At 45.1% G+C, this 24,586-nt stretch carries 22 protein-coding genes; 17 read left to right on the top strand and 5 right to left on the bottom strand.

What is annotated here, in order from left to right; all coding sequences use genetic code 11:
- The first annotated feature begins 18 nt into the window (after positions 1 to 18).
- From MKX35_RS00590 to galU, 8 genes are all read left to right on the top strand, one after another.
- Positions 19 to 1,128, top strand: a complete 1,110-nt coding sequence (locus tag MKX35_RS00590) for an endospore germination permease (RefSeq protein ID WP_081382979.1) — start codon at positions 19 to 21, stop codon at positions 1,126 to 1,128.
- A 126-nt stretch (positions 1,129 to 1,254) separates the two neighbouring features.
- On the top strand, positions 1,255 to 1,881 hold the full coding sequence (locus MKX35_RS00585; RefSeq protein WP_076285896.1) for a hypothetical protein: 627 nt from the start codon (positions 1,255 to 1,257) through the stop codon (positions 1,879 to 1,881).
- A 19-nt stretch (positions 1,882 to 1,900) separates the two neighbouring features.
- Positions 1,901 to 2,197: an antibiotic biosynthesis monooxygenase family protein gene (locus MKX35_RS00580; RefSeq protein ID WP_042184604.1), complete on the top strand. Its 297-nt coding sequence runs from the start codon at positions 1,901 to 1,903 to the stop codon at positions 2,195 to 2,197.
- A 14-nt stretch (positions 2,198 to 2,211) separates the two neighbouring features.
- Positions 2,212 to 3,030 (top strand): phosphotransferase family protein, encoded by an 819-nt coding sequence (locus MKX35_RS00575; protein ID WP_076300157.1) that lies wholly within the window; start codon positions 2,212 to 2,214, stop codon positions 3,028 to 3,030.
- 28 nt (positions 3,031 to 3,058) lie between these two features.
- The gene (locus MKX35_RS00570) at positions 3,059 to 3,604 is read left to right on the top strand and encodes a DUF1697 domain-containing protein (protein ID WP_076285894.1); all 546 of its coding nucleotides are present in this window, start codon (positions 3,059 to 3,061) and stop codon (positions 3,602 to 3,604) included.
- Positions 3,605 to 3,820: 216 nt separating this feature from the next.
- Positions 3,821 to 5,974 (top strand): ArnT family glycosyltransferase, encoded by a 2,154-nt coding sequence (locus MKX35_RS00565; RefSeq protein ID WP_081382980.1) that lies wholly within the window; start codon positions 3,821 to 3,823, stop codon positions 5,972 to 5,974.
- A gap of 78 nt (positions 5,975 to 6,052) precedes the next feature.
- Positions 6,053 to 7,033 carry a glycosyltransferase family 2 protein gene (locus MKX35_RS00560; RefSeq protein WP_076285892.1) on the top strand — a complete coding sequence of 327 codons (981 nt, stop codon included), beginning with the start codon at positions 6,053 to 6,055 and terminating at the stop codon, positions 7,031 to 7,033.
- Between the two features lie 20 nt (positions 7,034 to 7,053).
- Complete coding sequence (gene galU / locus MKX35_RS00555; protein ID WP_076300159.1) at positions 7,054 to 7,965, top strand: UTP--glucose-1-phosphate uridylyltransferase GalU; 912 nt, start codon at positions 7,054 to 7,056, stop codon at positions 7,963 to 7,965.
- Positions 7,966 to 8,339: 374 nt separating this feature from the next.
- Here the strand turns inward: galU and MKX35_RS00550 are convergent, their stop codons facing one another.
- The 3 genes from MKX35_RS00550 to MKX35_RS00540 all read right to left on the bottom strand — a co-directional run bounded on the left by MKX35_RS00550 (position 8,340) and on the right by MKX35_RS00540 (position 11,318).
- Positions 8,340 to 8,906, bottom strand: a complete 567-nt coding sequence (locus MKX35_RS00550) for an FAD-dependent oxidoreductase (RefSeq protein WP_076116777.1) — start codon at positions 8,904 to 8,906, stop codon at positions 8,340 to 8,342.
- A 136-nt stretch (positions 8,907 to 9,042) separates the two neighbouring features.
- Positions 9,043 to 10,638 (bottom strand): sensor histidine kinase, encoded by a 1,596-nt coding sequence (locus tag MKX35_RS00545; protein ID WP_076300160.1) that lies wholly within the window; start codon positions 10,636 to 10,638, stop codon positions 9,043 to 9,045.
- A complete protein-coding gene (locus MKX35_RS00540; protein ID WP_076116779.1) occupies positions 10,635 to 11,318 on the bottom strand; it encodes a response regulator transcription factor in 684 nt (227 codons plus the stop codon). The genes MKX35_RS00545 and MKX35_RS00540 overlap by 4 nt, the downstream gene beginning before the upstream one ends.
- A gap of 463 nt (positions 11,319 to 11,781) precedes the next feature.
- On the opposite strand from MKX35_RS00540, the gene MKX35_RS00535 reads away from it, so the two are divergent.
- The 3 genes from MKX35_RS00535 to MKX35_RS00525 all read left to right on the top strand — a co-directional run bounded on the left by MKX35_RS00535 (position 11,782) and on the right by MKX35_RS00525 (position 16,701).
- Entirely contained in the window at positions 11,782 to 12,945 is a 1,164-nt protein-coding gene (locus MKX35_RS00535) for a glucose-1-phosphate adenylyltransferase (protein ID WP_042184623.1), read from the top strand.
- 122 nt (positions 12,946 to 13,067) lie between these two features.
- On the top strand, positions 13,068 to 14,171 hold the full coding sequence (gene glgD, locus MKX35_RS00530) for a glucose-1-phosphate adenylyltransferase subunit GlgD (RefSeq protein ID WP_042184625.1): 1,104 nt from the start codon (positions 13,068 to 13,070) through the stop codon (positions 14,169 to 14,171).
- Between the two features lie 97 nt (positions 14,172 to 14,268).
- Positions 14,269 to 16,701 carry a glycogen/starch/alpha-glucan phosphorylase gene (locus MKX35_RS00525; RefSeq protein ID WP_076285889.1) on the top strand — a complete coding sequence of 811 codons (2,433 nt, stop codon included), beginning with the start codon at positions 14,269 to 14,271 and terminating at the stop codon, positions 16,699 to 16,701.
- 87 nt (positions 16,702 to 16,788) lie between these two features.
- Here the strand turns inward: MKX35_RS00525 and MKX35_RS00520 are convergent, their stop codons facing one another.
- Positions 16,789 to 17,268, bottom strand: coding sequence for a GAF domain-containing protein (locus MKX35_RS00520; protein WP_076300161.1), 480 nt, complete (start codon positions 17,266 to 17,268; stop codon positions 16,789 to 16,791).
- 227 nt (positions 17,269 to 17,495) lie between these two features.
- Between MKX35_RS00520 and MKX35_RS00515 the strand changes: the two genes are divergently transcribed.
- From MKX35_RS00515 to MKX35_RS00505, 3 genes are all read left to right on the top strand, one after another.
- Positions 17,496 to 17,777, top strand: a complete 282-nt coding sequence (locus MKX35_RS00515) for a hypothetical protein (RefSeq protein ID WP_076285888.1) — start codon at positions 17,496 to 17,498, stop codon at positions 17,775 to 17,777.
- 184 nt (positions 17,778 to 17,961) lie between these two features.
- Complete coding sequence (locus tag MKX35_RS00510) at positions 17,962 to 18,522, top strand: GNAT family N-acetyltransferase (RefSeq protein ID WP_042184632.1); 561 nt, start codon at positions 17,962 to 17,964, stop codon at positions 18,520 to 18,522.
- A 24-nt stretch (positions 18,523 to 18,546) separates the two neighbouring features.
- On the top strand, positions 18,547 to 20,055 hold the full coding sequence (locus MKX35_RS00505; protein WP_076285887.1) for an MDR family MFS transporter: 1,509 nt from the start codon (positions 18,547 to 18,549) through the stop codon (positions 20,053 to 20,055).
- Between the two features lie 114 nt (positions 20,056 to 20,169).
- Here the strand turns inward: MKX35_RS00505 and MKX35_RS00500 are convergent, their stop codons facing one another.
- On the bottom strand, positions 20,170 to 20,637 hold the full coding sequence (locus tag MKX35_RS00500) for a MarR family winged helix-turn-helix transcriptional regulator (protein ID WP_042123913.1): 468 nt from the start codon (positions 20,635 to 20,637) through the stop codon (positions 20,170 to 20,172).
- Positions 20,638 to 20,980: 343 nt separating this feature from the next.
- On the opposite strand from MKX35_RS00500, the gene MKX35_RS00495 reads away from it, so the two are divergent.
- The 3 genes from MKX35_RS00495 (at position 20,981) to MKX35_RS00485 (ending at position 24,525) form a co-directional block, all read left to right on the top strand.
- Positions 20,981 to 22,324, top strand: coding sequence for an MFS transporter (locus MKX35_RS00495; protein ID WP_076300162.1), 1,344 nt, complete (start codon positions 20,981 to 20,983; stop codon positions 22,322 to 22,324).
- Between the two features lie 201 nt (positions 22,325 to 22,525).
- The gene (locus tag MKX35_RS00490) at positions 22,526 to 23,266 is read left to right on the top strand and encodes an ABC transporter ATP-binding protein (RefSeq protein ID WP_042184638.1); all 741 of its coding nucleotides are present in this window, start codon (positions 22,526 to 22,528) and stop codon (positions 23,264 to 23,266) included.
- Entirely contained in the window at positions 23,263 to 24,525 is a 1,263-nt protein-coding gene (locus MKX35_RS00485; RefSeq protein WP_042184640.1) for an ABC transporter permease, read from the top strand. The genes MKX35_RS00490 and MKX35_RS00485 overlap by 4 nt, the downstream gene beginning before the upstream one ends.
- Positions 24,526 to 24,586 lie beyond the last annotated feature (61 nt).

Below are 24,586 nucleotides of genomic sequence, written 5' to 3'. Positions count from 1 at the left end.
AAGACTAAAAGGAGATAGATGATGAACAAAGAGATGATACCTACAGGCCATGCTATCAGTATTGCTGTCCTGTTTACTGTGGGTACTTCGATATTTATGGGAGTTCCGGAGGAATCCGGTAACAGCAATTGGATTTCCGTCCTTCTTGCCATGGTGCTAGTTGTTCCTCTTCTATTGATCTATGCCAGACTTCATCTTATTTTTCCAGGTAAGGATTTATTTGATATGCTAATCGCTGTGTTTGGCAAAGTCATCGGGCGATTCATCTCCTGTCTCTACATTTGGTATGCTTTTCATCTGGGGGCGCTAGTTCTCAATGTCTTTGGAGAATTCAGTAAGACGGTTGCCTTGACCGAAACTCCAATGCTTGCTCCTATGTTATGTCTTGGCCTACTGGGCGTTTGGGTGGTTAAGTCGGGGATTGAGGTGCTGGGGAGAAGTGCCAAACTTCTGCTTCTGTTCACCGTCGCTGTGGAGATAGTAATTCTTACACTAGCCATTTCCAAACTGGAATATCATCACTTTCTTCCTTTGTTCGATAAAGGTTGGCACCCGGTAGTTAGCGATACGCTGGGTCTGTTTTCTTTTCCATTTGCAGAGATTGTAATATTTCTAGGAGCATTCAGTAGTTTATCGGGCAAGAGCTCAGCGAAGAAAATTTTATTAGGAAATGTGTTGATTTCTGGGGTGGTTATTCTTATAGTTACACTGCGCAATCTGCTAATGCTTGGTCCTGAAGTACTGTCCGGTCAATATTTCCCCTCTTATGTGTCTGCAGGGCGTATTAATGTAGGCGATTTTCTGACGCGAATTGAAGCTTCATCGGCGGTTGCATTTGTAATCACAACATTCATAAAAGCGAGTGTATGTCTGTACGTAGCAAGCATAGGATTAGCTAAAGTATTCAAGTTAAAGAGTTATCGATCTGTTGTACTCCAAATAGGACTGTTAATGATTTATCTTGCGGATTTTGTGTACAAGGATATCATGGAGATGCAGTATTTTTCTTACCATATTTATAAAATCTACGCCTTTCCTTTTCAGGTAATTATTCCGTTGGTATTGTGGATTTGTGCTGAAATTAAGGTTAGTAAAAGTAAAAATAAGCAGGTGGCATCACAGCAATAGACCTACTTTCGAACATTCCTGATCTCTAGTAAAGATTAGGAATTCTTTGATTTTAAAACTAAACATAAGTTAGCTATAATGATAGATATATATAGAATGTTTGTTTTAGAAAAGAGGGAAACAGGTATGAACGTCAGCAACATCATTATGTCCTCTTATTGGGGTAGAGAGGTTAGACATAAATATATTACTCAAGGATCTAAGGCATTGGCTGTTATTTTTCCAGGTAAAAATTACTCGGCTGAACGCCCTCTGCTAGATTATGCGGCCAAAGCAGCTCGGGAACATAATTGCGATGTCCTGCTGCTTGAATATGGCTACCAGAGTGCTAGAGTAGGTTTTAAGCGTGATGAAATGATTATTCTCATTCAGGAATGTAAGGCGGCCATTGCATCTCTTCCTGAATACAAAAAGATTCTATTCATTAGCAAAAGCGTGGGTTCGGTCATAGCAGGGAGAATTGCAGAAGAGCTAGAAATACAGAAAAAGACGTCTCATCTATATATAACACCATTACCTGAGGCGATCCCTTTGATACAGCAGAGTCGTGGGACTGTAATTTATGGCGGAAGCGACCCTTTATTTAGCGAACAGCTTTCTGGTGAAATTAGTGGGCTTCATCATTTAAAAGTGTATAGAATCGATGATGCTAATCATAGCCTTGAGGTAGAGCTGGTCAACGAGTCACTAGCCATTCTGCTTGTTATTATTAATTTTTATCATGAATTTTTCCGTGATGCTTTAAATACATAACCTTTGGAGGATGCTGATTATGATTTTGGAAGCTGCGATGCTGCAAGTGAAGCCTGGTTTAACTACTGAATTTGAAAAAAGCTTCAAGGAGGCATCAAGCTTAATTTCTTCGATCGAAGGCTACATAGGGCATGAATTGCAACATTGCTTGGAGGATGATCATAAGTATCTGCTGCTTGTGAAGTGGAGAACGCTTGAAGATCACACCATAGGATTCAGAGAATCCAGCCAGTATCAGGAATGGAAGGCGCTACTTCACCATTACTACGATCCATTTCCGGTTGTTGAGCATTTTACCCGCATTAATCTGGACTAAATGGAGGATGTAGAATGAAGGCGAAGCTTGTTGGGGAAGGCAGAACTGCGGAGATCTGGCAGCATGACGATCAGAGGATTCTTAAATTGTACCGGGAGGATATAGCAGAGCAACACGTCAGCCGGGAATATAAAATCAGCCAGTTTGTACATGCGCGGGGTGTTCGGACACCTCAGCCTTTTGAGCTTATTTTTGAACAATCAAGACAAGGTATTGTATTTCAACAAATTAAAGGTCCCTCCCTGCTAAAGGTGATGGGTGAGAAGCCTTGGAAAGTTACTCAATATGCCAGGCTGATGGCGGGGCTTCATTGTGATTTGCATAAGCTTGAAACTACAGAGGAAATCGGCCAGCAAAAGGATATGTTGAAAAGTCAGATATTGGAAGCACCTATGCTGAGCGAAGAGGAGAAATCCGTCATTCTGAAGTATCTGGAGAAGCTACCGGAAGGCACTCGTTTATGTCATGGGGATTTTCATCCCGACAATGTGCTTATGGATGAACAGCTCTGGGTGATCGACTGGATGACAGGTGTAGTGGGAGAACCTGCTGGAGATGCTGCGCGTTCCGTAGTGATGTTCAGTTTGGGAGCTATGCCTCCGGGAGCTTCTGCATTCTCCAAATTAATGCTTGGTTTTATCCGAAAAAAATTAACTAAGGGATATATTCAAGAGTATCTCAGATTATCAGGACATACTTATGAGGACGTAGACCGCTGGATTTTGCCGATCGCTGCCGCGCGTCTGGTGGAGGGGCTTTCGCCTCCAGAGAAGGAGCTGCTGGTAAAAGAAGTTCGTAAACGTCTACAAATCTTAGCCGCAGAGTTAAGCTGATCATGGCACAAAAACGGAGGCGTATTCTATGACTACCTATATTGCGCTGCTGCGTGGAATTAACGTCGGCGGGAACAAAATTATTAAAATGTTGGACCTGAAGGCGATGTTTCAGACTCTTGGATTTGAAAATGTACGAACGTATATTCAGAGCGGAAATGTTGTGTTTGAGAGTGATGAAGGTTCGAAGAGTCTGCTTACTGGAGTCATTGAACGTAAGATTCATGAGGTTTTTGGATTCGAGGTCTCTGTTATTATCCGTACCTTAGCAGAAATGGAGAACGTGATCGCTAACGATCCCTTTCAGCTCTCCGAGCCAGAGGAATTCAAAAGATGGTATGTTACTTTTTTACCAGCCGAGCCTTCAGCGGAAGCATTGGATAAACTGCGCACTTATGAGAATGGACCGGATAAAGTGCGTTTTGTCGGCAGAGAGATGTATATATTATATGAGGTCAGTGTGAGCCAGTCGCCGCTTTTCAAGGTTCCTTTTGACAGAATATTGGGTATGACGATTACAGCACGTAATTGGAATACGGTGAATAAGCTCGTTACTATGGGCAGGATGGAATAGTCTATTTTAAAATATTTGCTTGGGTTGGGATTTGAACAGAAAGCCTCCACAGTTGTGGGGCTTTTTTTGCGTTCTGGCGGCCTTGTATATTCAGCAAACATTCAGCTTGGACTCATTGAGAGTTAAGGTAAGGGTGAAATAATACACCTACAGAAAGATTGAACCGGGGGCACAGAACTGCCGGAATATACGATCAAAGGATAGGAGTGGATGGAGATGAGTAGGTTCAAAAAAATAAGCTCGGATCTTATACTTTGGCTCATTTTATTACTTGCCGCTTTTTTGTATGGTTATGGAGTTTGGAATGACCACTATGTGAATACATACTACACCACCGCGGTGGGAAGTATGCTGCAGAACTTTCATAATTTCTTCTTCGCTTCACTGGACTCCGCGGGTTCAGTAACGGTGGATAAACCACCAGTTACCTTTTGGATTCAGACACTTAGCGCGCTTATCTTCGGGTTGCATGGTTGGAGTGTGATTTTGCCACAGGCACTCGGCGGCGTGGGCTCCGTGTTACTTGTATACCTGCTGGTGAAGCCTACCTTTGGCAGAGCGGCAGCACGTATAGCAGCTCTAGTCATGGCGACTACTCCGGTAGCAGCGGCAGTCAGCCGGACGAACAATATTGATGCGCTGCTTGTATTCACCCTTCTGCTCGCGGCATGGTTTCTATTTAAAGGGACGAAGAGCAACAAGATGGGTAGCCTTCTTACCGCATTTGCGTTAATCGGTGTTGGGTTTAACGAGAAGATGCTGCAGGCGTACATGGTTCTACCGGCTTTTTATCTCTTTTATGTCTTAGCTGCCAAAGTGAACTGGAAGCGGAAGACGGGAGTATTGGCAGCCTCCACAGCAATATTGCTTGTAGTCTCCTTATCCTGGGCAGTGATCGTGGATTCGATTCCCGCCAGCAAACGGCCTTATATCGGCAGCAGTGGTACCAATTCAGTGCTGAATCTTGCTTTTGGGTACAATGGCGTTGCCCGATTAACGGGGGATCGTGGGGCAGGTGGTGGTGGCGGTGGAATGCCAGGAATGAATGGCGGTGTGATGCCAAACATGAACGGTGAAATGCCCGCTATGAATGGTGAGATGCCGAACATGAACGGCGAGATGCCAGCTATGAATGGGTCAGGCAGTAATAGTGGCACTGATGGTGGACGTGCAGCATTTTCGGGCCGGCAAGGCACAAATTCGACCTCGAATAGCCAGACTGGTGACGATGATGGAGGTGCACCAGGTCAGCCTCCTAGTGGAACAGACAGTCAAGTTCGGCAATTTGGTGGCGACGACGGCGGGCGAGGAAATCGCGGCGGCATGAATGGCGGTGGAAGCGGAGGCGGAATGTTCAATACAGGAACAGCAGGCCCACTGCGCCTGTTCCAATCAGAGCTGTCAGGTCAAGCTAGCTGGATGCTGCCTTTTGTATTGCTAGGCATCATTGGATTATTCGCCAATCTGCGGAGAAAGAACTTTACTCAGGCTCATAAAGAAGCTCTCTTCTGGTTAGCGTGGCTGGTGCCCGTTATGGGGTTCTTCAGTATCGCAGGGTTCTTCCATCAATATTATCTGGTGATGATGGCTCCGCCAGTTGCAGCGTTAGTCGGTGCAGGATGGTCAAAGCTGTGGACGCTATATCGCGAGCACTCTGGTTGGCTGTCTTGGCTATTGCCAGCCGCAACGCTGGTTACAGCAGGTTTCCAGTGGTACATTGTTCATCCTTATAACGATACGATTGGCAGTGGCTGGTCCATTGGGATTTTAGCTGCAGGCATAGTGGTTTCGCTGGTACTGGTAGTTCTTAAAGGCAAGAAGAAATCCTTTATTTATACGACAGGCATTGCAGCCGTATTAGTATTGTTAATTGGGCCGCTCTACTGGGCAGCGACTCCCATTACTTATGGCTTGAACAGTCAAACCCCTGAGGCGGGCCCGACTAGTAGTGAGGGTAGAGGGGAAATGGGAGGCAGTCCAAGCAATTTTGGACGTAATAGCGCCGCAAGTGCGAATGAGAGTCTGTTGTCCTATTTGGAGGAGAACAATACTGGGGAGCCTTATCTTTTTGCTACATTGGATTATGGCACAGCAGCTCCTTATATCGTTGACAAGGGTGCATCGGTTGTTATTTTGAACGGATTTTCTAACTCAGACACCGTGTATACCCCAGATACCCTAAAGGCGTTTGTAGAGAGTGGAAAGGTGAAGTACTTCCTGATCAATAGCGGTGGTATGGGTGGTGGACGCGGGGGAAGCTCCGAGTTGACGACTTGGATCACAGAGAATGGTACAGAAGTTCCAGCAGCCGATTGGGCAGGAAGCGATGGAGGAAACAGCGGGACATTATACAAAATTACTGTAAACTAGGCAAATGTTAATCATATGAAGCGTGTTATGAGATAAATCAGGCACGCTTCATTATTCAAATTTAAGGAGGAGCTGCTCATGAGTACCAACGTGCGCTATTCCATTATTATACCGATGTTTAACGAAGAGGCGGTTATTCAAGAGACGTATCGACGTATCAAAAAAGTAATGGGTTTAACTAATGAAGTGTATGAGCTGATCTTTGTGAATGACGGCAGCACAGATAATTGCGCCCAGATGATTGAGGAATATAGCAACTGGGATGAAAGTGTGAAGCTGATCGACTTGTCTCGTAACTTTGGACATCAGATCGCTATTACTGCCGGAATGGATTACGCCCTAGGGGATGCAGTTGTCATTATTGATGCCGATTTGCAAGATCCGCCGGAACTGATTCTGGACATGATTGCGGAATGGAAGCAGGGGTATGAAGTTGTATATGCCAAAAGGATAAAGCGAAACGGAGAATCCTTATTCAAAAAGTGGACGGCCAGCCTCTTTTATAGAGTGCTACGTTATTCAACCGATATTTCTATTCCTGTCGATACGGGGGATTTCCGCCTTATCGATCGTAAAGTCTGTGAGGAGCTCAAACGCCTGCCGGAGAAAAATCGGTTCGTACGCGGGCTAGTCAGCTGGGTCGGTTTTCGGCAAAAAGCCATTGAATATGAACGCGATGAACGTCTGGCTGGAGAAACTAAATATCCGCTGAAACGGATGATCAAGCTCTCTCTGGATGGAATTACTTCCTTCTCTTATAAGCCGCTGAAGCTGGCAGGATACCTTGGTATGCTGCTGTCGGCCTCTGGTTTTCTATATCTGATGTATGTGCTATATCTGGTGATTTTTACGGATTCAGTCGTTAAGGGCTGGGCATCGATGATCGGAATCACGCTGACCTTTAATGGCTTTGTGCTCATTATGTTAGGGATTCTGGGTGAGTATGTCGGTCGGATTTATGATGAGACCAAGGGACGTCCGCTCTATATTGTTCAAGAGTTCTATGAAGGTAAGAAACAGCAGGATGTTCGTGAGCAGCAAGTTCTACATCGTCAATAAATGCAAGGGAGGGATTCGTTGTGAAGATTAGAAAAGCGGTTATTCCCGCCGCGGGTTTAGGCACTCGTTTCCTGCCTGCAACAAAGGCTCAGCCCAAGGAAATGCTGCCCATTGTGGATAAGCCGGCGATTCAATATATCGTAGAAGAAGCTGTTCAATCCGGTATTGAAAGCATCATTATCGTGACGGGCCGCAACAAGAAGTCGATTGAAGATCATTTTGATAAATCAGTGGAACTGGAACAGACGCTTTTGGAAAAAGGAAAAGAGGAGCTGCTTCGTGAAGTCCAAGCGATTAGCGAACTGGCCAGCATTCATTACATTAGGCAAAAAGAGCCGCTAGGACTAGGTCACGCCATCCTTTGTGCGGAACAGTTCGTTGGCGATGAGCCCTTCGCTGTTCTGCTCGGTGACGATATCATGGTCTCGGAGGACCCGGCGCTGCTGCAAATGATGCGATTATATGAACAAGAGGAGAAGACCATCGTCGGTGTTCAGTCGGTACCACGGCAGGATGTTCATAAATACGGAATTATTTCATCAAGCGGTTCTCTACAAGGTGTCCATGAAGTTAAAGGTTTGGTGGAGAAGCCCTCCCCGGATACGGCACCTTCAGAGCATGCGATTATGGGACGTTACATTTTGGAGTCTTCGATATTTTCAGTGCTGGCTAATCTTGAACGGGGAGCAGGTGGTGAATATCAACTGACTGATGCATTGCATGAGGTATGTCGTAATGAAGGTTTGCTGGCCCTGGATTTGATCGGCAAACGTTATGATATTGGTGATAAATTCGGCTACATTCAGGCTACGCTGGAGGTCGGATTGATGCGGGAGGAGTTGCGTCCATTACTGGTTCCGTATTTGCAAAAGCTGGCTGCGAGTCTGAAGGAAAGTGAAGAAGTGGGGGCGTTACCTTGGGGTACACGCTAGTGATTAAAGTAGACTGTTTCAAACGATCCTAACATCGTCTTCGGCGGCGGTGGGATGATGTTTGGGGCAGTTTTTTTGCGCGTGGGGCGTTTACAGGGGAGGTGAGGATGAATAAATAAGTGTACTTTATACAATTAAAAAGCGCATCAGACTGCTATGTATCGACTTAGTTGCACTTGATACACTTATTTCTTCATAATCCAATGGAAATACTCTTTCCATCTGTTTTTAGTTGCATAAACTACACTTAAAAGAGTCATAGAGGGGATGAAGTATGAAATAACTGCACCAAGTGCAGTTATTTTTTGCGATATAAAAAATCCGGAGGACAGATTCCTAAGAATCGTCTCCGGATCTATATTTTCAGTCATTGATTAAGCCTTTAGTACATCATGATCCACGTAACGCGTACCATTTAACTCGCTAATCACATTAATGGCTACCTTCGCGCCATCGCCTGCCGTAATAATGGCATGTACACTTACTCCGGCAACGGTACCTGCAGCCCAAATGCCTTCAATATTTGTTTTGCCTTCTGGATTAACAGCGACTACTGTCTTGATTCTCGGCTCTGTACCATCCTTAGTTTCCACGCCTGCTTTGGCGGCTAGATCGGTAAGGGCGCCTGTTGCAAGAATAACATGTTTGGCTTCATAAATAATTCCGTCTTCGGTCTCAATGACAAATCCATTGCCGCTGGAAGTGAGGTTAATAGCTTGTTCTGCTACCAGCTCAGCGCCGAATTTGACGGCTTGCTTATGTCCGGTTTCTACGAGATCAGGACCGCCTACTTCGGAAATTCCATAAAAGTTTTCAAACCATCCTCTACGGGTCATGCCTTTATCATTGTCGATCAGCAGCGTTTTTTTGCCCGCCTTGGCGGCGAACAGGGCTGCGCTTGCACCGGCAGGACCGGCTCCAATTACGGCGATTTCGTACATTTTTTGACCTCCTAAAAGTTTTGTGAAGCAAAACTCGCATCGAAAGCATAGGCTTAAGTTTTGCGGAGCGATGCTCCTTAGAATGGACAACATAGCAAAACTGGCATCGTAGACATAGGCTTAAGTCTATCATCTATTATAACGGTTGTTGCTCTCTCTTGGCTAATCCTTCCTCGCAAGGAAGGGTAACCCTGAACGTTGTTCCCTCACCGAGAGTGCTGCTTACACTTATCTTACCGTGATGTGCCTCCACGATAGACTTGGTAATAGAAAGGCCGAGTCCAGATCCACCATATTTTCGTGTACGAGAAGAATCGCTCCGGTAGAAGCGATCGAAGATATGTGGGATATGCTCTGGAGAAATCCCGCAGCCGTTGTCTTGCACCGTTAGAATGGCCTCATTTCCTCTAGCATGTAAAGAGAGATGAATGGTGCCAAATTCTGTATCCGTATGCTGAACTGCATTGTGGAATAGATTCAGAATCACCTGTTTGATTTTATTGGGTTCATATTTACCATGGATGCCATACGAGATATCAAAAGTAACCTTACGCTGATCCGCTAACAAGAGCAGATGCGGCTTCATTTCGGAAATGACCTCACCGAGCAGCAGATCCGTCATCCTCAGTTGAGGGGCGCCGTCCATCCGAGCGAGCAGCAGCAAATCCTCCACCAGCTTATTGATCCGTTTCGATTCGCCATGCATGCTTCGCAATGAATTGTATAACTGTTCTTTGTTGTCCGCAGCGCCACGCAGTAAGACCTCCAAAAAACCGTGGATTGAGGTCAGCGGCGTTCGCAGCTCGTGAGAAGCATCGGCAGCGAAGCGGCGCATCTGTTCCTTGGCTTCCCGTTCATTATGAAAGGATATTTCGAGACGCTCGAGCATACCATTGAATGAATGGGCCAGCTTGTCGATCTCAGTTTGGCCTTGGTTAATTGGAAATCGGATATCCAGATTACCGGCATCAATGATCTCGGCGGACTCTCCCATATTTGAAAGAGGGACCAGCGTCTTTCGAAGGGCAGGCAAGTATAGGAAGAAGCCAGCCAATAAAGCAATCACTGACAAACCTGCGTAGATCATCAATTGCTGTAAGATTACATCCGTAAGAGGTCCGGTATTCACGCTCATTTGGAGAAGCAATCGAGTATTTCCAGGTCTATAGAGATTCACGAATATAGCCAGATGTTCAGTGCCGTCATCGGCCTCTATGAGCTTGTAATTTCCTGTTGCTCTATCCGTGGTATGAATGAGCAGATTATTGTATTGCTCATTCGTTAATCTAGGCGCGGCTGAATCAGATAAAGTCATTTGCTGTAAGTCCCTGAAGGTGCCATCTGAGCTATAAATAGCGAGGGTTGTATGGGCATCCAGCAGGAGTGGACGCCTATTCTCACCGGTTCTTTGACCATTTGGGATTTTATTCTCGCCGTTTCTTTCCCCCGGCAAATTGCCGTTATACTCGGTGTTTCCCTCATTCGGAGTTGTGGTGTCCTCGTCATAGGAATTGAAAAAGTTGAAAAACATCTCACGGGGAACTGAACGTATTTGCGCTTCCATAGACTCTGCTCTATTGCTATATATGAAATCCCGCATGAGTATATATTGTAATACTCCGATTAGAAGAAGCAATCCTGATAGAATGAGCAGCGAAATGGCTAGCAGCTGTTTGCGTAGAGAACGTGGTGCGGGCAGCTTACGAAACCATTTAGAGAAGCGCGTACTCATAGATCTACCCGGTAGCCTGCTCCCCGCAGGGTACGGATAATACGGTGCTCCTTATCCCCGAGCTTCTCGCGAAGCGAACGGATATAGACCTCAACGATATTTTCCTCACCACCAAAGTCATAGCCCCACACTTTATCAAGAATCATGGGTTTACTTAGTACAAGGCCGTGATTAATAACGAGATACTGTAATAACTCGTATTCCGTGGGTGAGAGTTCAAGGACTTCTTCCTTGAAGCGAATTTCTTTTCTACGGCTATCAATTCGGAATGGACCGCAGCGTACCTCGCCGAGCAGACCTGGAAACTGATTGCGTAGCCGCGCTTGAATTCGGGCAAGCAATTCGTCGAAGCTGAAGGGCTTGACCATATAATCGTCAGCACCAATAGTGAGACCCTTGACTCGATCGTCCACTTCATCCTTTGCAGTTAGCATGATAACGGCTAGTTCCGTCTCTTCCGAGCGAAGGTAATGACATAACTCGAATCCATCCATGCCAGGCATCATGACATCTAGGATGGCTACATGTGGCTTGAACTCAGCAGCGACCGAGATGGCTGTGATTCCGTCGGGTGCGGTTCTGACTTCAAATCCTTCGTTAAGGAGACCCAACTCTAGAAATTGTAATATATGAGGCTCATCATCTACGAGCAGTAGTCGAACGCCTTGAGCTGCTTTCATCATAGGTACCTCCAAATCAGTGTTAGATAGCTACATTATGACATATTCGGTTGAATGTTTGCTGAAGATGAGTCCCTTTGCTTTACGATTAAAGGAGCCTTTTCTTATTTCATGATGATTCAAAGCGGTTAATTTAGTTATAAGTAATATTAATGTGTTTAATAACAAACAAGGTTAAAAAATTCGGATTTTCGAAAATGTGATAAAGGGTTTTGACGACGGATATAGAACACTTTACAATAAGGATAATCTCCTGATTTTGGTGAAAGTTACCCATTTTAGGAAAGATCATTCGACCGTGTTACATTTCCTTCCACGTTTTTCTCATCTTTGTCCATCTTCCTATCAAGGCTCATTTCTTTCAAGTGTATTTCTTGTTCATTCATTTCTTTTTGGAACTTCTGTTCATTCAACCTGTGCTTGCTGAACTTCATATTACCCATAAGTCAAGGGAGGCTTTTCCATGAAGAAAAAGGAAATGGTAGCCATGCTATTGGCTGGAGGCCAAGGCAAAAGATTGAAAGGTTTAACCAAATCGCTTGCCAAGCCCGCTGTTTATTTTGGAGGGACCTATCGGATCATCGACTTCCCTTTAAGTAACTGCTCCAATTCAGGTATTGATACAGTTGGTGTGCTGACTCAATATGAGCCACTCATACTGCATTCTTACATCGGAGTAGGCAGTGATTGGGATTTGAACCGTAAGAACGGTGGGGTATTCGTGTTGCCACCGCATGAACGTGAGAATGGAAGCAGCTGGTATCGGGGAACAGCCGATGCGATTTATCGGAATCTTAAGTTTGTGGATCAGTTTGATCCAGAGCATGTTCTTATTCTGTCCGGTGATCACATTTATAAAATGGATTATCACGCTATGCTTCAATACCACAAGGAAAGAAACGCTGATTGCACAATTTCTGTCATTGACGTTCCGCTGGAGGAAGCAAGCCGATTTGGAATTTTGAATACGGAGGACGATCTAAAAATTTACGAATTTGAGGAAAAGCCCGCTCAGCCAAAAAGCACATTAGCTTCTATGGGTGTGTATATCTTCAAATGGGAGGTTCTCCGCAAGCATTTACTAGAGGATGGGGAGAATGTAGGATCATCCCACGATTTCGGCAAGGATATCATTCCTTTGATGCTGGAGGACGGAAACTCCTTATTTGCGTACCCTTTTGAAGGATACTGGAGAGATGTAGGTACAGTAACTAGCTTATGGGAAGCAAATATGGATTTGCTAAGCGATACTCCGCCACTTAATCTAAATGATCCCAGCTGGCGCATTTTTACACGTAATCCGAATCAACCTGCCCAATATGTTGCCCCTGGGGCGAAAGTGTCAGGCTGCATTATTAATGAAGGCTGCATAGTGCACGGAGAAGTGAATCATTCGGTTCTCTTTTATGGGGTAGAAGTGGGTGAAGGAAGTGTAATTACGGACTCCGTGATTATGCCTAAGGTCAAGATTGGCAAGAACGTACGCATTCATAAAGCGATTATTAGTGAGAATACGGTAATCGACGATTATATGGAAATAGGCATCGAACGGGAGAACGAGAACGAAATTCTGCTGATCGACAATAAAAGCAAAAAACGTAAATCAGCTGTGGCCAAAACCATATAATCAAGCTAAAACGCCTTCGGCGTCCTTCAAGGGACGGTAAGCGTTTATGCGAGATTTATAAGGATAAAGTATATCGTGAAACTTATACTTTCTTATAAATTATAAGAGGACGGTGGATTCCGATGAAGCAACTCATGGGTGTAATTAATCTGGATCATGAACTCGACAAACTAAATGAACTCACTTATTTCCGCTGTGGTGCAGCCGTACCTTTTGCCAGTCGTTATCGGTTGATTGATTTCGTGCTTTCTAATATGATGCGTGCAGACCTGGAGAGCGTTGGCCTGTTCGTCCGCCGTAAATACCGTTCTCTAATGGACCATTTGGGTGACGGGAAATCGTGGGATATGAACCGCAAGCATGGGGGATTATTCATTTTGCCTCCAGACTGGAACGATCCAACGGATACTTCTCTCGGGGACTTACAGCATTATCATAACAATCTGGATCTTTTTAAACGGGGATCTGCTAAATATATCGTGTTTTCCGGCAGCCAGCATATCAATACGATCGATCTTCAGGATTTGTACAGTTACCATCTGGAGAAGGGTGCCGACGTTACAGTAGTGTATAAAAAGATTGAAGAACTGCAGCCAGAACATGATCTATGCCAGCGTATTGAAGTAGACGAAGAGAATAAGGTGACTAATATCCATCATGAGAAAGACCATCCTAATTTATATCTGGATATCTTCATTATGGAGAAAAAACTGTTCTTGGAGCAGGTGGAGCATTGCATTGCGCATGGAGAGAGTTATTTTTTCCGAGATGTAGTTCAGAAGAACCGACACAAATTTAATATCGCCGCATACGAATATCATGGCTATCATGCCGTAATTAATTCATTAGAGAGTTATTATAAGAACAGTTTGGAACTGCTCCAGCAGGAGAATTACTTCAGTTTGTTCAAAGAAAGCCCGGTACAGACGAAGATTAAATATGAGGCTCCGACCCGATACTTGGAAAGTGCTAATGTCAGTAATTCGTTAGTGGCTAATGGCTGCATTATAGCTGGAACGGTAGAGAACAGCGTGATCTTTCGGGGGGTTCAGGTACGTAAGGGAGCGAAGATCATCAACTCAGTAATTATGCAAAAATGCGTCATCGAAGAAAATGCGGTCATTGAGAATGTAATCATGGATAAAGACGTACATTTGAGTAAGAATCGAATTCTTGTTGGAGATAGCAAACGTCCATTCGTCATCGCCAAGAGCAGCAAGATCTAACGACTGGATTAGATGAACAAAGCAGTATTAACCTATCTGATCTAATGGCACAGTCTGCTGCACTTCTAATAAAAGCATTTGTCAGGAGGACCTACTGTTGTTTAACGATAAAGAATCTTTCAAACAGGCATTCCGTGAGACCCTCATTGGTAAATTAGGTAAACCGCTTGAGGAAGCCTCGAATGCCGATGTCTATAAAATACTGGGCAACATGATTCGTGAGAACGCCGGGAAAAATTGGGCGGAAACGAACCAGAAATATAAGCTCGATAAAGATAAGCAGGTTTACTATTTTTCAATGGAGTTCTTGATCGGTAGGCTTCTGGGGAACAATCTGTTGAATATGGGTGTACTGGAAGTAGTACGTGAAGGTTTAGCGGACCTTGGCTTTTGTTTGCAGGATATAGAAGAGGAGGAATCGGACGCTGGGTTAGGGAATGGAGGTCTCGGTCGTTTGGCCGCCTGCTTCCTGGACTCACTCGCTTCCCTGCAATATGCGGGACATGGCTGTGGTATACGGTATAAATATGGCCTGTTCGAGCAGAAGATCGTTGATGGGTATCAAGTGGAACTTCCTGATTACTGGCTGCAGAATGATAATGTATGGGAAGTGCGCCGCGAAGACAAGCAGGTTGAAGTTAGGTTCTGGGGGACTATTGAGACCCGCGAAGAGAACGGACGGCTCATATTTGATCATACGCAATATGAGGCTGTTCGTGCAGTGCCTTACGATGTCCCTATCATTGGTGCTGATCGCCGGCATGTGAATACACTGCGTAATTGGAGTGCAGAATCCATCACCCAGCCCTCAAGAACCTTTGGTTCTTTTGCCGGGACGGACTATCATAAGTTTCTGGAGTATAAGCGTTCAGTAGAATCCATTTCGGAGTTCCTTTACCCAGATGACTCTCAATACGAAGGCAAGCTGCTTCGCCTGAAGCAACAGTATTTCCTCTGTAGCGCGGGGCTGCAAAGTATTCTGCGTACCTATGCCAAGCTTGGGATTCCTATAGAATCGCTGCCAGACAAGGTTGCTCTTCATATTAATGATACACATCCAACGTTGGTGATTCCTGAATTGATGAGGATTCTGATGGATGTACATGGTTTAGGATGGGATGAGGCATGGAGTATCACGACGCGTATGGTCTCTTACACTAATCACACTATTCTGAGCGAGGCGCTTGAGAAATGGCCTATTCAAATGGTTAGGGAGCTACTGCCACGTATTTTTCTTATCATTGAAGAGATCAATGCGCGTTTCTGTGGCGAGCTTATGAGTCGTTATCCGGGGGATCAGGATCGAATTGCGCAGATGGCGATTATTCATGATGATCAGGTTCGGATGGCTCATCTGGCGATTGTAGCGAGCCATAGTGTCAATGGAGTAGCGGCGCTGCATACAGAAATATTAATGAAGCGCGAGATGCGACTTTTTAATGAAATGTATCCACACCGTTTCAATAATAAGACGAACGGAATTACCCATCGGCGATGGTTACTGCATGCCAATCCAGATCTGGCTAATTTAATCAATCAATCGATAGGGACCCGTTGGGTGAGCCATCCTCAAGAAATGATTGGCTTGATTAAATATTGTGAGGATGCTTCCTTCCAGGAACAAGTAGCCAGTATTAAGCGCCAAAATAAGCTTCGTCTTGCAGAGTACATCTACAGTAAGCATTCAGTACATGTCGATCCTGACTCTATCTTTGATGTACAGGTGAAACGTCTACATGCCTACAAGCGCCAGTTGCTTAATATTTTGCATATTCTGCATTTGTACAATCAAATCAAAGATAATCCTTCGATGGATATGGTTCCACGCACGTTTATATTCGGAGCAAAGGCAGCGCCAAGTTATCATCTGGCGAAGCGGATTATCAAACTGATTAATACAGTAGCGGAGGTAGTCAATAAAGATCCGGATGTTAAAGGGAAGATTCGTATCTTTTTCCTTGAAAATTATTCGGTATCCCTAGCAGAAAAGATCATTCCTGCAGCGGACATCAGTGAGCAGATTTCTACAGCCAGCAAAGAAGCATCCGGTACCGGGAATATGAAGTTTATGATGAACGGTGCATTGACGGTAGGAACGATGGATGGCGCAAATGTAGAAATGCATGAAATGGTGGGAGACAACAATATGTTCCTGTTCGGACTTCGTGCTGAGCAGGTCATGGATTACTACCAGCATGGCGGTTATCATGCGCGTGATATTTACAACGGGGATAGTCGTGTGAAAGAAGTGCTGGATCAGTTAATCAAACCAGGACCTATATGTTGTCACGCTACGGAGTTTGAGAGCATTTTCCACTCACTTCTGGATAATAACGATGAGTTTTTTGTCCTGAAGGATTTCGCTAGTTACGTTGAGACGCACGTCGAAATTGATCGGGCATATCGCAACCGGCAAGAATGGCTGAAGAAGTCCATTATTAATATTGGTCATTCCGGTAAATTCTCCAGCGATAACACAATTAGTCGCTATGCAGCTGAGATTTGGAACATTAGTCCAGTTCGACTGTAGGATCAACATAAAAAGGCTGTCTTATAAGTAGGTAACCCCTACAAATAAGACAGCCTTTTTTTTATGGGATATAAAACGAAGAAATTTTTAGATAGCTTCCGATACTAAAGCTGCGAACCGCTCCAGAAACCGGCGTTCTTCATCATCAAAGCGATCCTTGAGCGGACTGTCGATATCAAGTACGCCAAGCAAGCGATCATCCTTTATTAAAGGAACAACAATCTCGCTGTTGGAGGCTGCATCACAGGCGATATGACCTGGGAATGCATGCACATCGCCTACTACAAGTGTGCGCCGCTCGGCGGCTGCAGTTCCGCACACCCCGCGAGATAGCGGAATTCGAATGCATGCAGGGAGGCCTTGAAAAGGTCCAAGTACTAGCTCCTTGCCGTCAAATAAATAAAAACCGGCCCAATTCGTATCCGGTAGAGCGTGTTTAAGTAGTGCCGAAGCATTAGCCAGATTGGCTGTAGCACTTGGTTCGTCCTTTATCAATGCTTCGAATTGGATTAGAACGGCTTCAAACTGCTCGCTGCGCGTTCCATCATATGGCATAGCTTGAAACATGAAGCATCACCTTCCTGTACTTTAAATTCAATATGAAACCATAACTGTAACTAACAACATAGTACAGCTATGAGGGGTACGTCAAGACACAACATTGTTTTGTAATATTTTGGGATGGGCTATGATCCCTCTGTAGCGCTGAACCCTTGTGATGATGTTTCCAATGAACTGTCATAGGGTAATGCAAGAGTAAATACCGAAGGCTTTGTTGCCAGAAGGAGTGGAATATGCGCGCTGATGTACAGAACTTGTTCATAGGAATTCACATGCTTTATTGTGCTCATGATAAAGATGTGACGATCTCGGAGATGCTGCTCGGACTGGAAGACATGGGGTATCGTGTAGGAGAACGCGAAGTGAAACAGGAATTGGAAAAGCTGACGCTGGACAACTTTCTGACTGCACATAGTGAAGGGTACAGTATTACTGGCACGGGTATTGAAGAGTTCAAGGATATTCGAGCCAAACTTCAGGTGCTGTGTAGTGAAGTTATTCAGGGAGCAGACTGAAATCATTTAAAGCAAAGTTCCATAAAAGCGTCTGTATCAAGGGAGAATTAACCTTCTGATGCAGGCGCTTTTTACGTGAGAGGATACAATTTGTTCTTTTCAAAGTTAAAGAAATTAGAACTTTTAGCTTAAGGATATACTCTTGAATGATGTATAATTGATAAGTTGAAGGGGGAGCGGAGAATTGTATCTATGCAATGGAGTGACACCTACACTGATCGGTAGAAGATTAAAATTATGTGCTATGACTACTGAGCATGCTTCAGCGTTATTTCAGGTTTGGTCTCATCCGGAAGTTTCTCTCTGGCTGGGTGCACCGGCATTATCCTCTATAGAAGAGACGAAGCAGCTTATCGACCTTCTATCACAGATGGCTCAGGAAGAGGAGAGCTTACGTTGGAGTATTATTGGACCTGGGGAGGAAGTCATAGGTAGCTGTGGATATAACCATTGGCAGCTTCAGGGAGCTTACCGTGGTGAAATAGGCTGTGATCTGTCGCCTGCCTTTTGGGGGCTTGGATATATGAAAGAAGCGCTTGGGCTTGTACTCGATTTTGGTTTCAATATTATGGGCTTGAATCGGATTGAAGCGCTCTGTCATCCTGATAATATCCGTGCGGAGAGGCTGGTTCATACGCTTGGATTTCAGAAGGAAGGCGTATTGCGTCAATACAGGCAGATCGCTTCCGGCTTTCAGGATACTGCTCTCCATGCTCTACTGCGCGAGGAGTGGCAATCCACTTAATACATAAAGAGAGGGTTTGGAACATTGAAGTCAACAGGGGATTTAGAACGTAAACTAATATTAACAGGGGTACTGCTGGCCACGTTTCTGGCGGCTATTGAGGGGACTGTAACAGGACCAGCCGGGCCGGCGATTGTAGGCGACTTTCAGGGAATGCAGTGGCTGAGCTGGATATTTACTTCATATTTACTGGCAATGGCCATTACTACACCTATTTTCGGCAAAATCAGTGATCTGTTCGGACGCAAGCCTGTATTCATGTGGGGAGCGGCTGTTTTTTTACTAGGCTCATTATTATGCGGCATATCTCAAAGTATGGAACAGCTGATCCTGTTTCGCGCGATACAGGGGATCGGTGCGGGTGCACTTATTCCAATGACCTTTACCATTATCGGTGATATTTACAGCATTGAAGAAAGAGCAAAGACACAAGGGTTGCTAAGCTCTGTATGGGGGATTTCCTCTTTGGTAGGGCCACTGCTTGGTGGATATGTGGTAGATTACTTAAGCTGGCGCTGGGTGTTTGTATTCAATCTGCCATTTGGCGTGTTGGCAATGGTATTTATTGCGCGCTACCTGAAGGAAGAAAAGGTGCGTCGGAAGACACAGATCGATGTGCCAGGCGTTCTTCTGTTCGCAGCAGGCATGGGTGCTCTACTCTTTGGACTCTCCACGGGAGGGCAGAACCTGGCATGGACCTCTCCGTTACTACTCGCAACACTGGGTGCAGCGGTTATCCTGCTAATCCTATTTCTGTTTGTGGAGCGCCGTGCACCAGAGCCTATGCTTCCGCTGAACCTATTCTCAAATCGTAATATCGCAGTATCAACGGGTGCTAACCTGCTTGTAAGCACATTAATTATTGGACTTTCTACGTATATCCCTTTATGGGTTCAGGGCGTTTCTGGAAAAAGCGCTGCGATCTCAGGCTTGCTGCTTGCGCCAATGTCTGTAGGCTGGATGTTTGGGTCAATCGCAGGCGGACGGATGATTCTGCGAGCGGGTTCTCGCCGAACGGCAATGCTTGGATTGATGATGATTGCTGCCGGAGCTATTGGTCTGGTTTTCTTGACTGGAGAGTCTTCACAGGTAATCCTCTTATGCTTGATGCTGGTCTGTGGGGTAGGCTTCGGATACTCCTCTACGGTCTTCACGATTATCGCTCAGTCGTCGGTTGCGTATGATCAACGCGGTGCGTCCACAGCACTTAATGCATTTACAAGGTCATTAGGTCAGACCATTGGGGTGGCTATTTTCGGTTCCTGGCTGAACTTGAATATTGATCAGCTGTTGCGAAAACAACCGGATTCAAACGTTACAGGTGATGATATTAATAAGCTGCTAGGCTCGCATACAGGCACCAACCTCTCCGGCGAAGTATCAAACAGTTTACGTGGTGCACTAGAAGGGGGACTTCATTCACTATTTATTGTGATGGCAGTTTTCGCAGTCTTGTCACTAGTTATATCTTGGGGTTTGCGCAAGGGTGTACCTTCGGTAGAGGATGCTACCTCGTCATTAAAAAAGGCATAACTCATTCTCTAAGTCACATAAAGAAGCCCGACCGGGTATTTACCGGTCGGGCTTCTTCGTGCAATAACAGCTTGTCTAACACATATGAAGTAAAAAGCAGCCTAGCCTCTAGCTCTACTTACGGGGAAGAGGGGAAAGCTTCTCAGCTTGCAGACCCATCTTCTTGAGCAGAGTGATCATTTGTTCCTTCTCTTCATCATTCAGTCCGCTGAAAGCAAGATGAAGACGCTCTGAGTATTTCGGATACATCTCATTCATGAGACGTTCGCCTTCCGCGGTCAACTCTGCGAAAATCACACGACGATCACTTGGACAAGGCTTGCGTTGCAAATAGCCGCGTTCTTCGAGCTTGTCGATAACGTAAGTCACGTTGCCGCTCTGTAGCAGTAGTTTGGCACCAATTTGTTGAATGGGCTGTGGTCCCTTATAGTACAACACTTCCATGACGGCAAAGGCAGTAGGGTTAAAACCTTCAATTTTGCTGCCGGTAACAGCATGCTCATTAATACTCTTGAATGATTTGGCAAATACCCGGTACAAATGTAGTGTTAATTGTGTATCACGTTCATAAGATTGTATCATGCTTCTCCACCCTCTATCGTTAATCATGTGAACTCGTCGCACGTCTGTAATCATATTAATTAGTGCACGGTTTACCTGTGCAACGAACTTTGAGATAACAATAGAATACGTGAAAGATCGAATGAAGAACATGTGATTTGTCACAATGAGCAACTTTTAATTATTAAAAATCAAACAATTTTTTGAAGATGCTGAAATTGAATGTTTTTTTACTTCAGTCTCTGAAAGGATATCAATTTCATCCCCCGGTTCAGTGTTATTTACGCCTCCAGACGGATGAATGACAATCCCCAATATTTTACTATTATTTCATTGAGAAATAGTAACGGGGAGTGAAGGAAGGATGGAGGAACATCATATTGATGATTTAAAAGAAAGTAAGCTAACCGCAAATAAGCCATTCATGCTGCTTATTGCGGCACAGCTTGTATCGAATGTAGGAGACTGGTTGCATATACTAGCGCTACTGACAATGGTAGGGTTTAAATGGAATGCCACACCGTGGGAAATTACGGCTATATCTTTATGTATGGCAGTGCCTTTGCTCTTAGGAGGACCGTTTGCAGGTTACTTAAGTGATCGATTTAACCGCAAGGCACTAATGATTGGTTCGGATATAGCCCGTGCAGCGGTTGTTATTTGCTTGGTATTTGCAGGCTCGCTGTGGCAGGTTTATGTGCTGCTGCTGGCTAAGGGATGTATGGATGTGTTGTTCTCTCCGGCCAAAAGCGGAAAGATTAAGGAACTTGTTCCTGCGGCTCAGATGGATAAAGCAATGGCGCTTAGCTCATCTATAGAGCAGATAACTAAAATTGTGGGTCCAGCTCTTGGTGGATTGTTAGTTGCAGCCTTCGGCATATCTGTTTGTTATATGATCGATTCTGCTACGTTCGTTTTATCGGCGATTATTTTGCTTGGATTACCGCGTACAGCTGCGATTAAGAAGAAAGATACGGAAACAAGCAGGGGGGATACGGAGGTGCGTAACTCCTTCCGCCAAGAAATGTCGGCAGGTCTGCATGTGATTGCAGGAATGCCTGTAGTGCTGTGTGGCATTGTTATGCTGGTACTGGTGCTGCTAATGCTACAGATCGGAGACTCTCAGATTGTAACGTTATTCCGGGAGATTCCAGGTGTGAACGGAGATCTGCTGGGGTGGTGTGTAGCAGCCAGTGGCTTTGGAACCTTGCTATCTGCACTGCTTGTAAGCCGATTAGGCAGTGGTAAGCATCCGCTTATTTTTATGGGATTAGGGGCTATAATCATGGGCATTGTCTTCTCAAGTGCAGGGATCGTAACTGCTCATGGTCAAGCCGGAATCTGGATGAACATTGCTTTGTTTGGGTCCTTCATGTTTGCGGGTGTGGGTGCAGGACTAGCGTTTATCCCCTTCAATTCAATGCTCCAGCAGCGGACACCTGCGGAATACACGGGTCGTGTATTTGGAACCATAGGCAGCCTGACAAGCGCAGCTGTTATTCTAGGACCTGTAGCCGGTGGAGCCTTAGTGACAGCATCGGGGCCGGTATCTGCCTTTATTCTATCTGGTTTGCTTACAGGATTGCTAGGACTAGGGCTGTTAATGCTGCGTGGTAAAATCGAGCGCAGGGATGAAGCGGCGATCAAGAAGCAGGAAGGAATAGCTGCGACGAATAACATGGACCTTGTAGGACAGACCTCCCTTTGATGGGAGGTTTCTTTTATTCGCTATTGCGCAGGGCTTAAGTTATTATTGTGAAAAAAGCAGCTTGATTATTTTCAGGAAAAATATATAGTACGATTAGATAAGTTGCGATTGCCTCTGTTGATCATTTGAATATCATTCATATACGCAATAGGGAATGCAATTTATAATAGTATTTATTAGAAGTACTAGGAGATGGAGAGTATGGAAAAAGAAGAAACTACAGTGGATACCGAGAGCTATGACGACATTGTGCTCGATGTTGAGATCGATGAAGCTGGCTATGAAGCGGGAGATCCTTGCATATTCGATATTTCTTTTCAAGTGAAGCGAGGTCAACTGCTCGGACTGATCGGACCTAATGGTGCTGGGAAAAGTACAACCATTAAGACCCTGCTTGGTTTGTTGAAGAATACCAAGGCTAAAGTGTCTTTTAGTGGAGTTAATAAATCTTACGCTTATGTTCCGGAGCAACCTGTGTTTTATGAGGATTTGACATTGTGGGAGCACTTGGATTTAGCGGCCGCTGCCTATGGACTGAAGTACGAACAGTTCGAAGAAACTGCAGAAAGACTGTTGAAGCAGTTTGGTATGGGCCATGTGCGCAATGATCTTCCAGCTGGATTCTCTAAGGGCATGAAACAAAAAATGATGCTAATGCTTGGCTTCTTGGTACAGCCGGATGTTTATATTGTGGACGAGCCATTTATTGGTTTAGATCCGCGCGCCACTAAAGATTTCCTGCGGCTGCTAGAAGCGGAGCGGAAGCGCGGAGCTGGTGTATTAATGTCTACGCATGTACTGGATACAGCAGAGAAGATATGCGATGATTTCGTATTGATCTCCGGGGGAAAGGTTGCCGCCTCAGGAACACTCGAAGATATACGTGATTATGCTGGACTGCCGGAGGCGTCGTTGTTTGATTGCTTCGACGAACTAACATGAGTAAGCAGGGACAGCGGGCGTTTGCTTTTTCTAACGCTAAACAACTATTCAGACGGCGGCTATTCTCTCATTGGCGTGAGCAATCCGCTATTATCCGTACGGCGGCTGATTGGACAGTTCTATTATATATTCTTATTCCCGGGGGATTATTGGGAGGGCGTTTGTATTACGGGTTCTGGAATGAGGCGCTACCGGCTTGGAGTGTGAATTTGCCGTTTATGCTCATTCCTTCATTATTAGTGCTCTTGATCTGCAACGGGGGCTTGGTGCTATTATTGCAGGAAGGCGATCTATTATTTCTTAGACAACGGCAACGATGGATGAATACGATCCTATTTCGCGGGTTGCTCTACAGCCTGATTGTAACCTCGCTGAAGTTCTGTGTAGCTTTTGCACTGTTACTGCCTTTTCTGATTCGGGGATTTGAGATGACGTCATCGGAGGTATGGGCGCTGTTCGCTCTGACCTTGGCGTGCAGTTGGTGTGTTAAGTTACTTGGACATCTTGTAAAAGTACAGAAGCAAGGTTGGCGTCGCTGGTTATGGCTATTTCTGGCGATCTCCGTCCCGAACGCTATTTATTTCAGAGTAGCTAGCCTTTGGAATGATCGCCCGCTCATCATATTGCTGAGTGCGGTTGTATTTACAGTCGTTGCAATATTTGCTTTCCGGTGGCGCTTATTGATGCGTGGGACATTTATGAACGATGTGCGCGAGGACTACAAGCAGCGAATGAAGATAGCGGCCATACTGCTCCGCCATGTTCTGGATAAACCTCGCCCGACTCGCCATAAGCCATGGATTTTCCGGAAGTCGCAGCCTTTGCTTAAATCAAAGACTGCCGAGAGCCGTTTCTCTGCGGCAGCGATTAAGGCACTCATACGGAATCCGGCCCATTTAAAGCTTTACTTGGCTTTCACTGCCGTGTCCGCGGTAGCGATCCTTATCATTCCATCGGGATTTAAATGGCTAGGATTTGTAGTATTAACATCGCTTATGACTTTTTGGCTGTTTTCGTTCTGGTCTTTGTTTGTTGGAGATGATTACATTGGGATACTTCCATTTACGAAAGAACAAAAGGCTGAAGCGGGTATGCATGCGGTCCCTATTTTATTACTTCCCTTTACAATGATTACCTCCGCACTAATCTGTCTCTCTTTATATGGATGGTGGGGGATCATCTTGTTCGTACCGGTTGGATACATGGTTGGACTCTTTATCAGCAGAATATTTGGTACGTTCCGATTGGGCAAAGATTGATAGATAGATAAAAAAACAGCGTGACTTGAGAAACCTCTCAAGTCACGCTGTTTTTAGTTGC

This window comes from Paenibacillus sp. FSL R5-0923 (genome assembly GCF_038009145.1).
Lineage (GTDB): Bacteria > Bacillota > Bacilli > Paenibacillales > Paenibacillaceae > Paenibacillus_AQ.
The sequence above is the reverse complement of the archived record's forward strand: the minus strand, read 5'-3'. Positions and strand labels throughout refer to the sequence as shown.

Excerpts from the sequence above, each read along its gene's own strand:
- MKX35_RS00590 (WP_081382979.1), top strand. The coding sequence starts at position 19 with ATGATGAACAAAGAGATGATACCTACAGGCCATGCTATCAGTATTGCT.
- MKX35_RS00560 (WP_076285892.1), top strand. The coding sequence starts at position 6,053 with ATGAGTACCAACGTGCGCTATTCCATTATTATACCGATGTTTAACGAA.
- MKX35_RS00490 (WP_042184638.1), top strand. The coding sequence starts at position 22,526 with ATGGAAAAAGAAGAAACTACAGTGGATACCGAGAGCTATGACGACATT.
- MKX35_RS00575 (WP_076300157.1), top strand. The coding sequence starts at position 2,212 with ATGAAGGCGAAGCTTGTTGGGGAAGGCAGAACTGCGGAGATCTGGCAG.
- MKX35_RS00570 (WP_076285894.1), top strand. The coding sequence starts at position 3,059 with ATGACTACCTATATTGCGCTGCTGCGTGGAATTAACGTCGGCGGGAAC.
- MKX35_RS00565 (WP_081382980.1), top strand. The coding sequence starts at position 3,821 with ATGAGTAGGTTCAAAAAAATAAGCTCGGATCTTATACTTTGGCTCATT.
- MKX35_RS00540 (WP_076116779.1), bottom strand. The coding sequence starts at position 11,318 with ATGAAAGCAGCTCAAGGCGTTCGACTACTGCTCGTAGATGATGAGCCT.
- MKX35_RS00485 (WP_042184640.1), top strand. The coding sequence starts at position 23,263 with ATGAGTAAGCAGGGACAGCGGGCGTTTGCTTTTTCTAACGCTAAACAA.
- MKX35_RS00515 (WP_076285888.1), top strand. The coding sequence starts at position 17,496 with ATGCGCGCTGATGTACAGAACTTGTTCATAGGAATTCACATGCTTTAT.
- MKX35_RS00550 (WP_076116777.1), bottom strand. The coding sequence starts at position 8,906 with ATGTACGAAATCGCCGTAATTGGAGCCGGTCCTGCCGGTGCAAGCGCA.
- MKX35_RS00545 (WP_076300160.1), bottom strand. The coding sequence starts at position 10,638 with ATGAGTACGCGCTTCTCTAAATGGTTTCGTAAGCTGCCCGCACCACGT.
- MKX35_RS00585 (WP_076285896.1), top strand. The coding sequence starts at position 1,255 with ATGAACGTCAGCAACATCATTATGTCCTCTTATTGGGGTAGAGAGGTT.
- MKX35_RS00495 (WP_076300162.1), top strand. The coding sequence starts at position 20,981 with ATGGAGGAACATCATATTGATGATTTAAAAGAAAGTAAGCTAACCGCA.
- MKX35_RS00520 (WP_076300161.1), bottom strand. The coding sequence starts at position 17,268 with ATGTTTCAAGCTATGCCATATGATGGAACGCGCAGCGAGCAGTTTGAA.
- MKX35_RS00580 (WP_042184604.1), top strand. The coding sequence starts at position 1,901 with ATGATTTTGGAAGCTGCGATGCTGCAAGTGAAGCCTGGTTTAACTACT.
- glgD (WP_042184625.1), top strand. The coding sequence starts at position 13,068 with ATGAAGCAACTCATGGGTGTAATTAATCTGGATCATGAACTCGACAAA.
- MKX35_RS00535 (WP_042184623.1), top strand. The coding sequence starts at position 11,782 with ATGAAGAAAAAGGAAATGGTAGCCATGCTATTGGCTGGAGGCCAAGGC.
- MKX35_RS00500 (WP_042123913.1), bottom strand. The coding sequence starts at position 20,637 with ATGATACAATCTTATGAACGTGATACACAATTAACACTACATTTGTAC.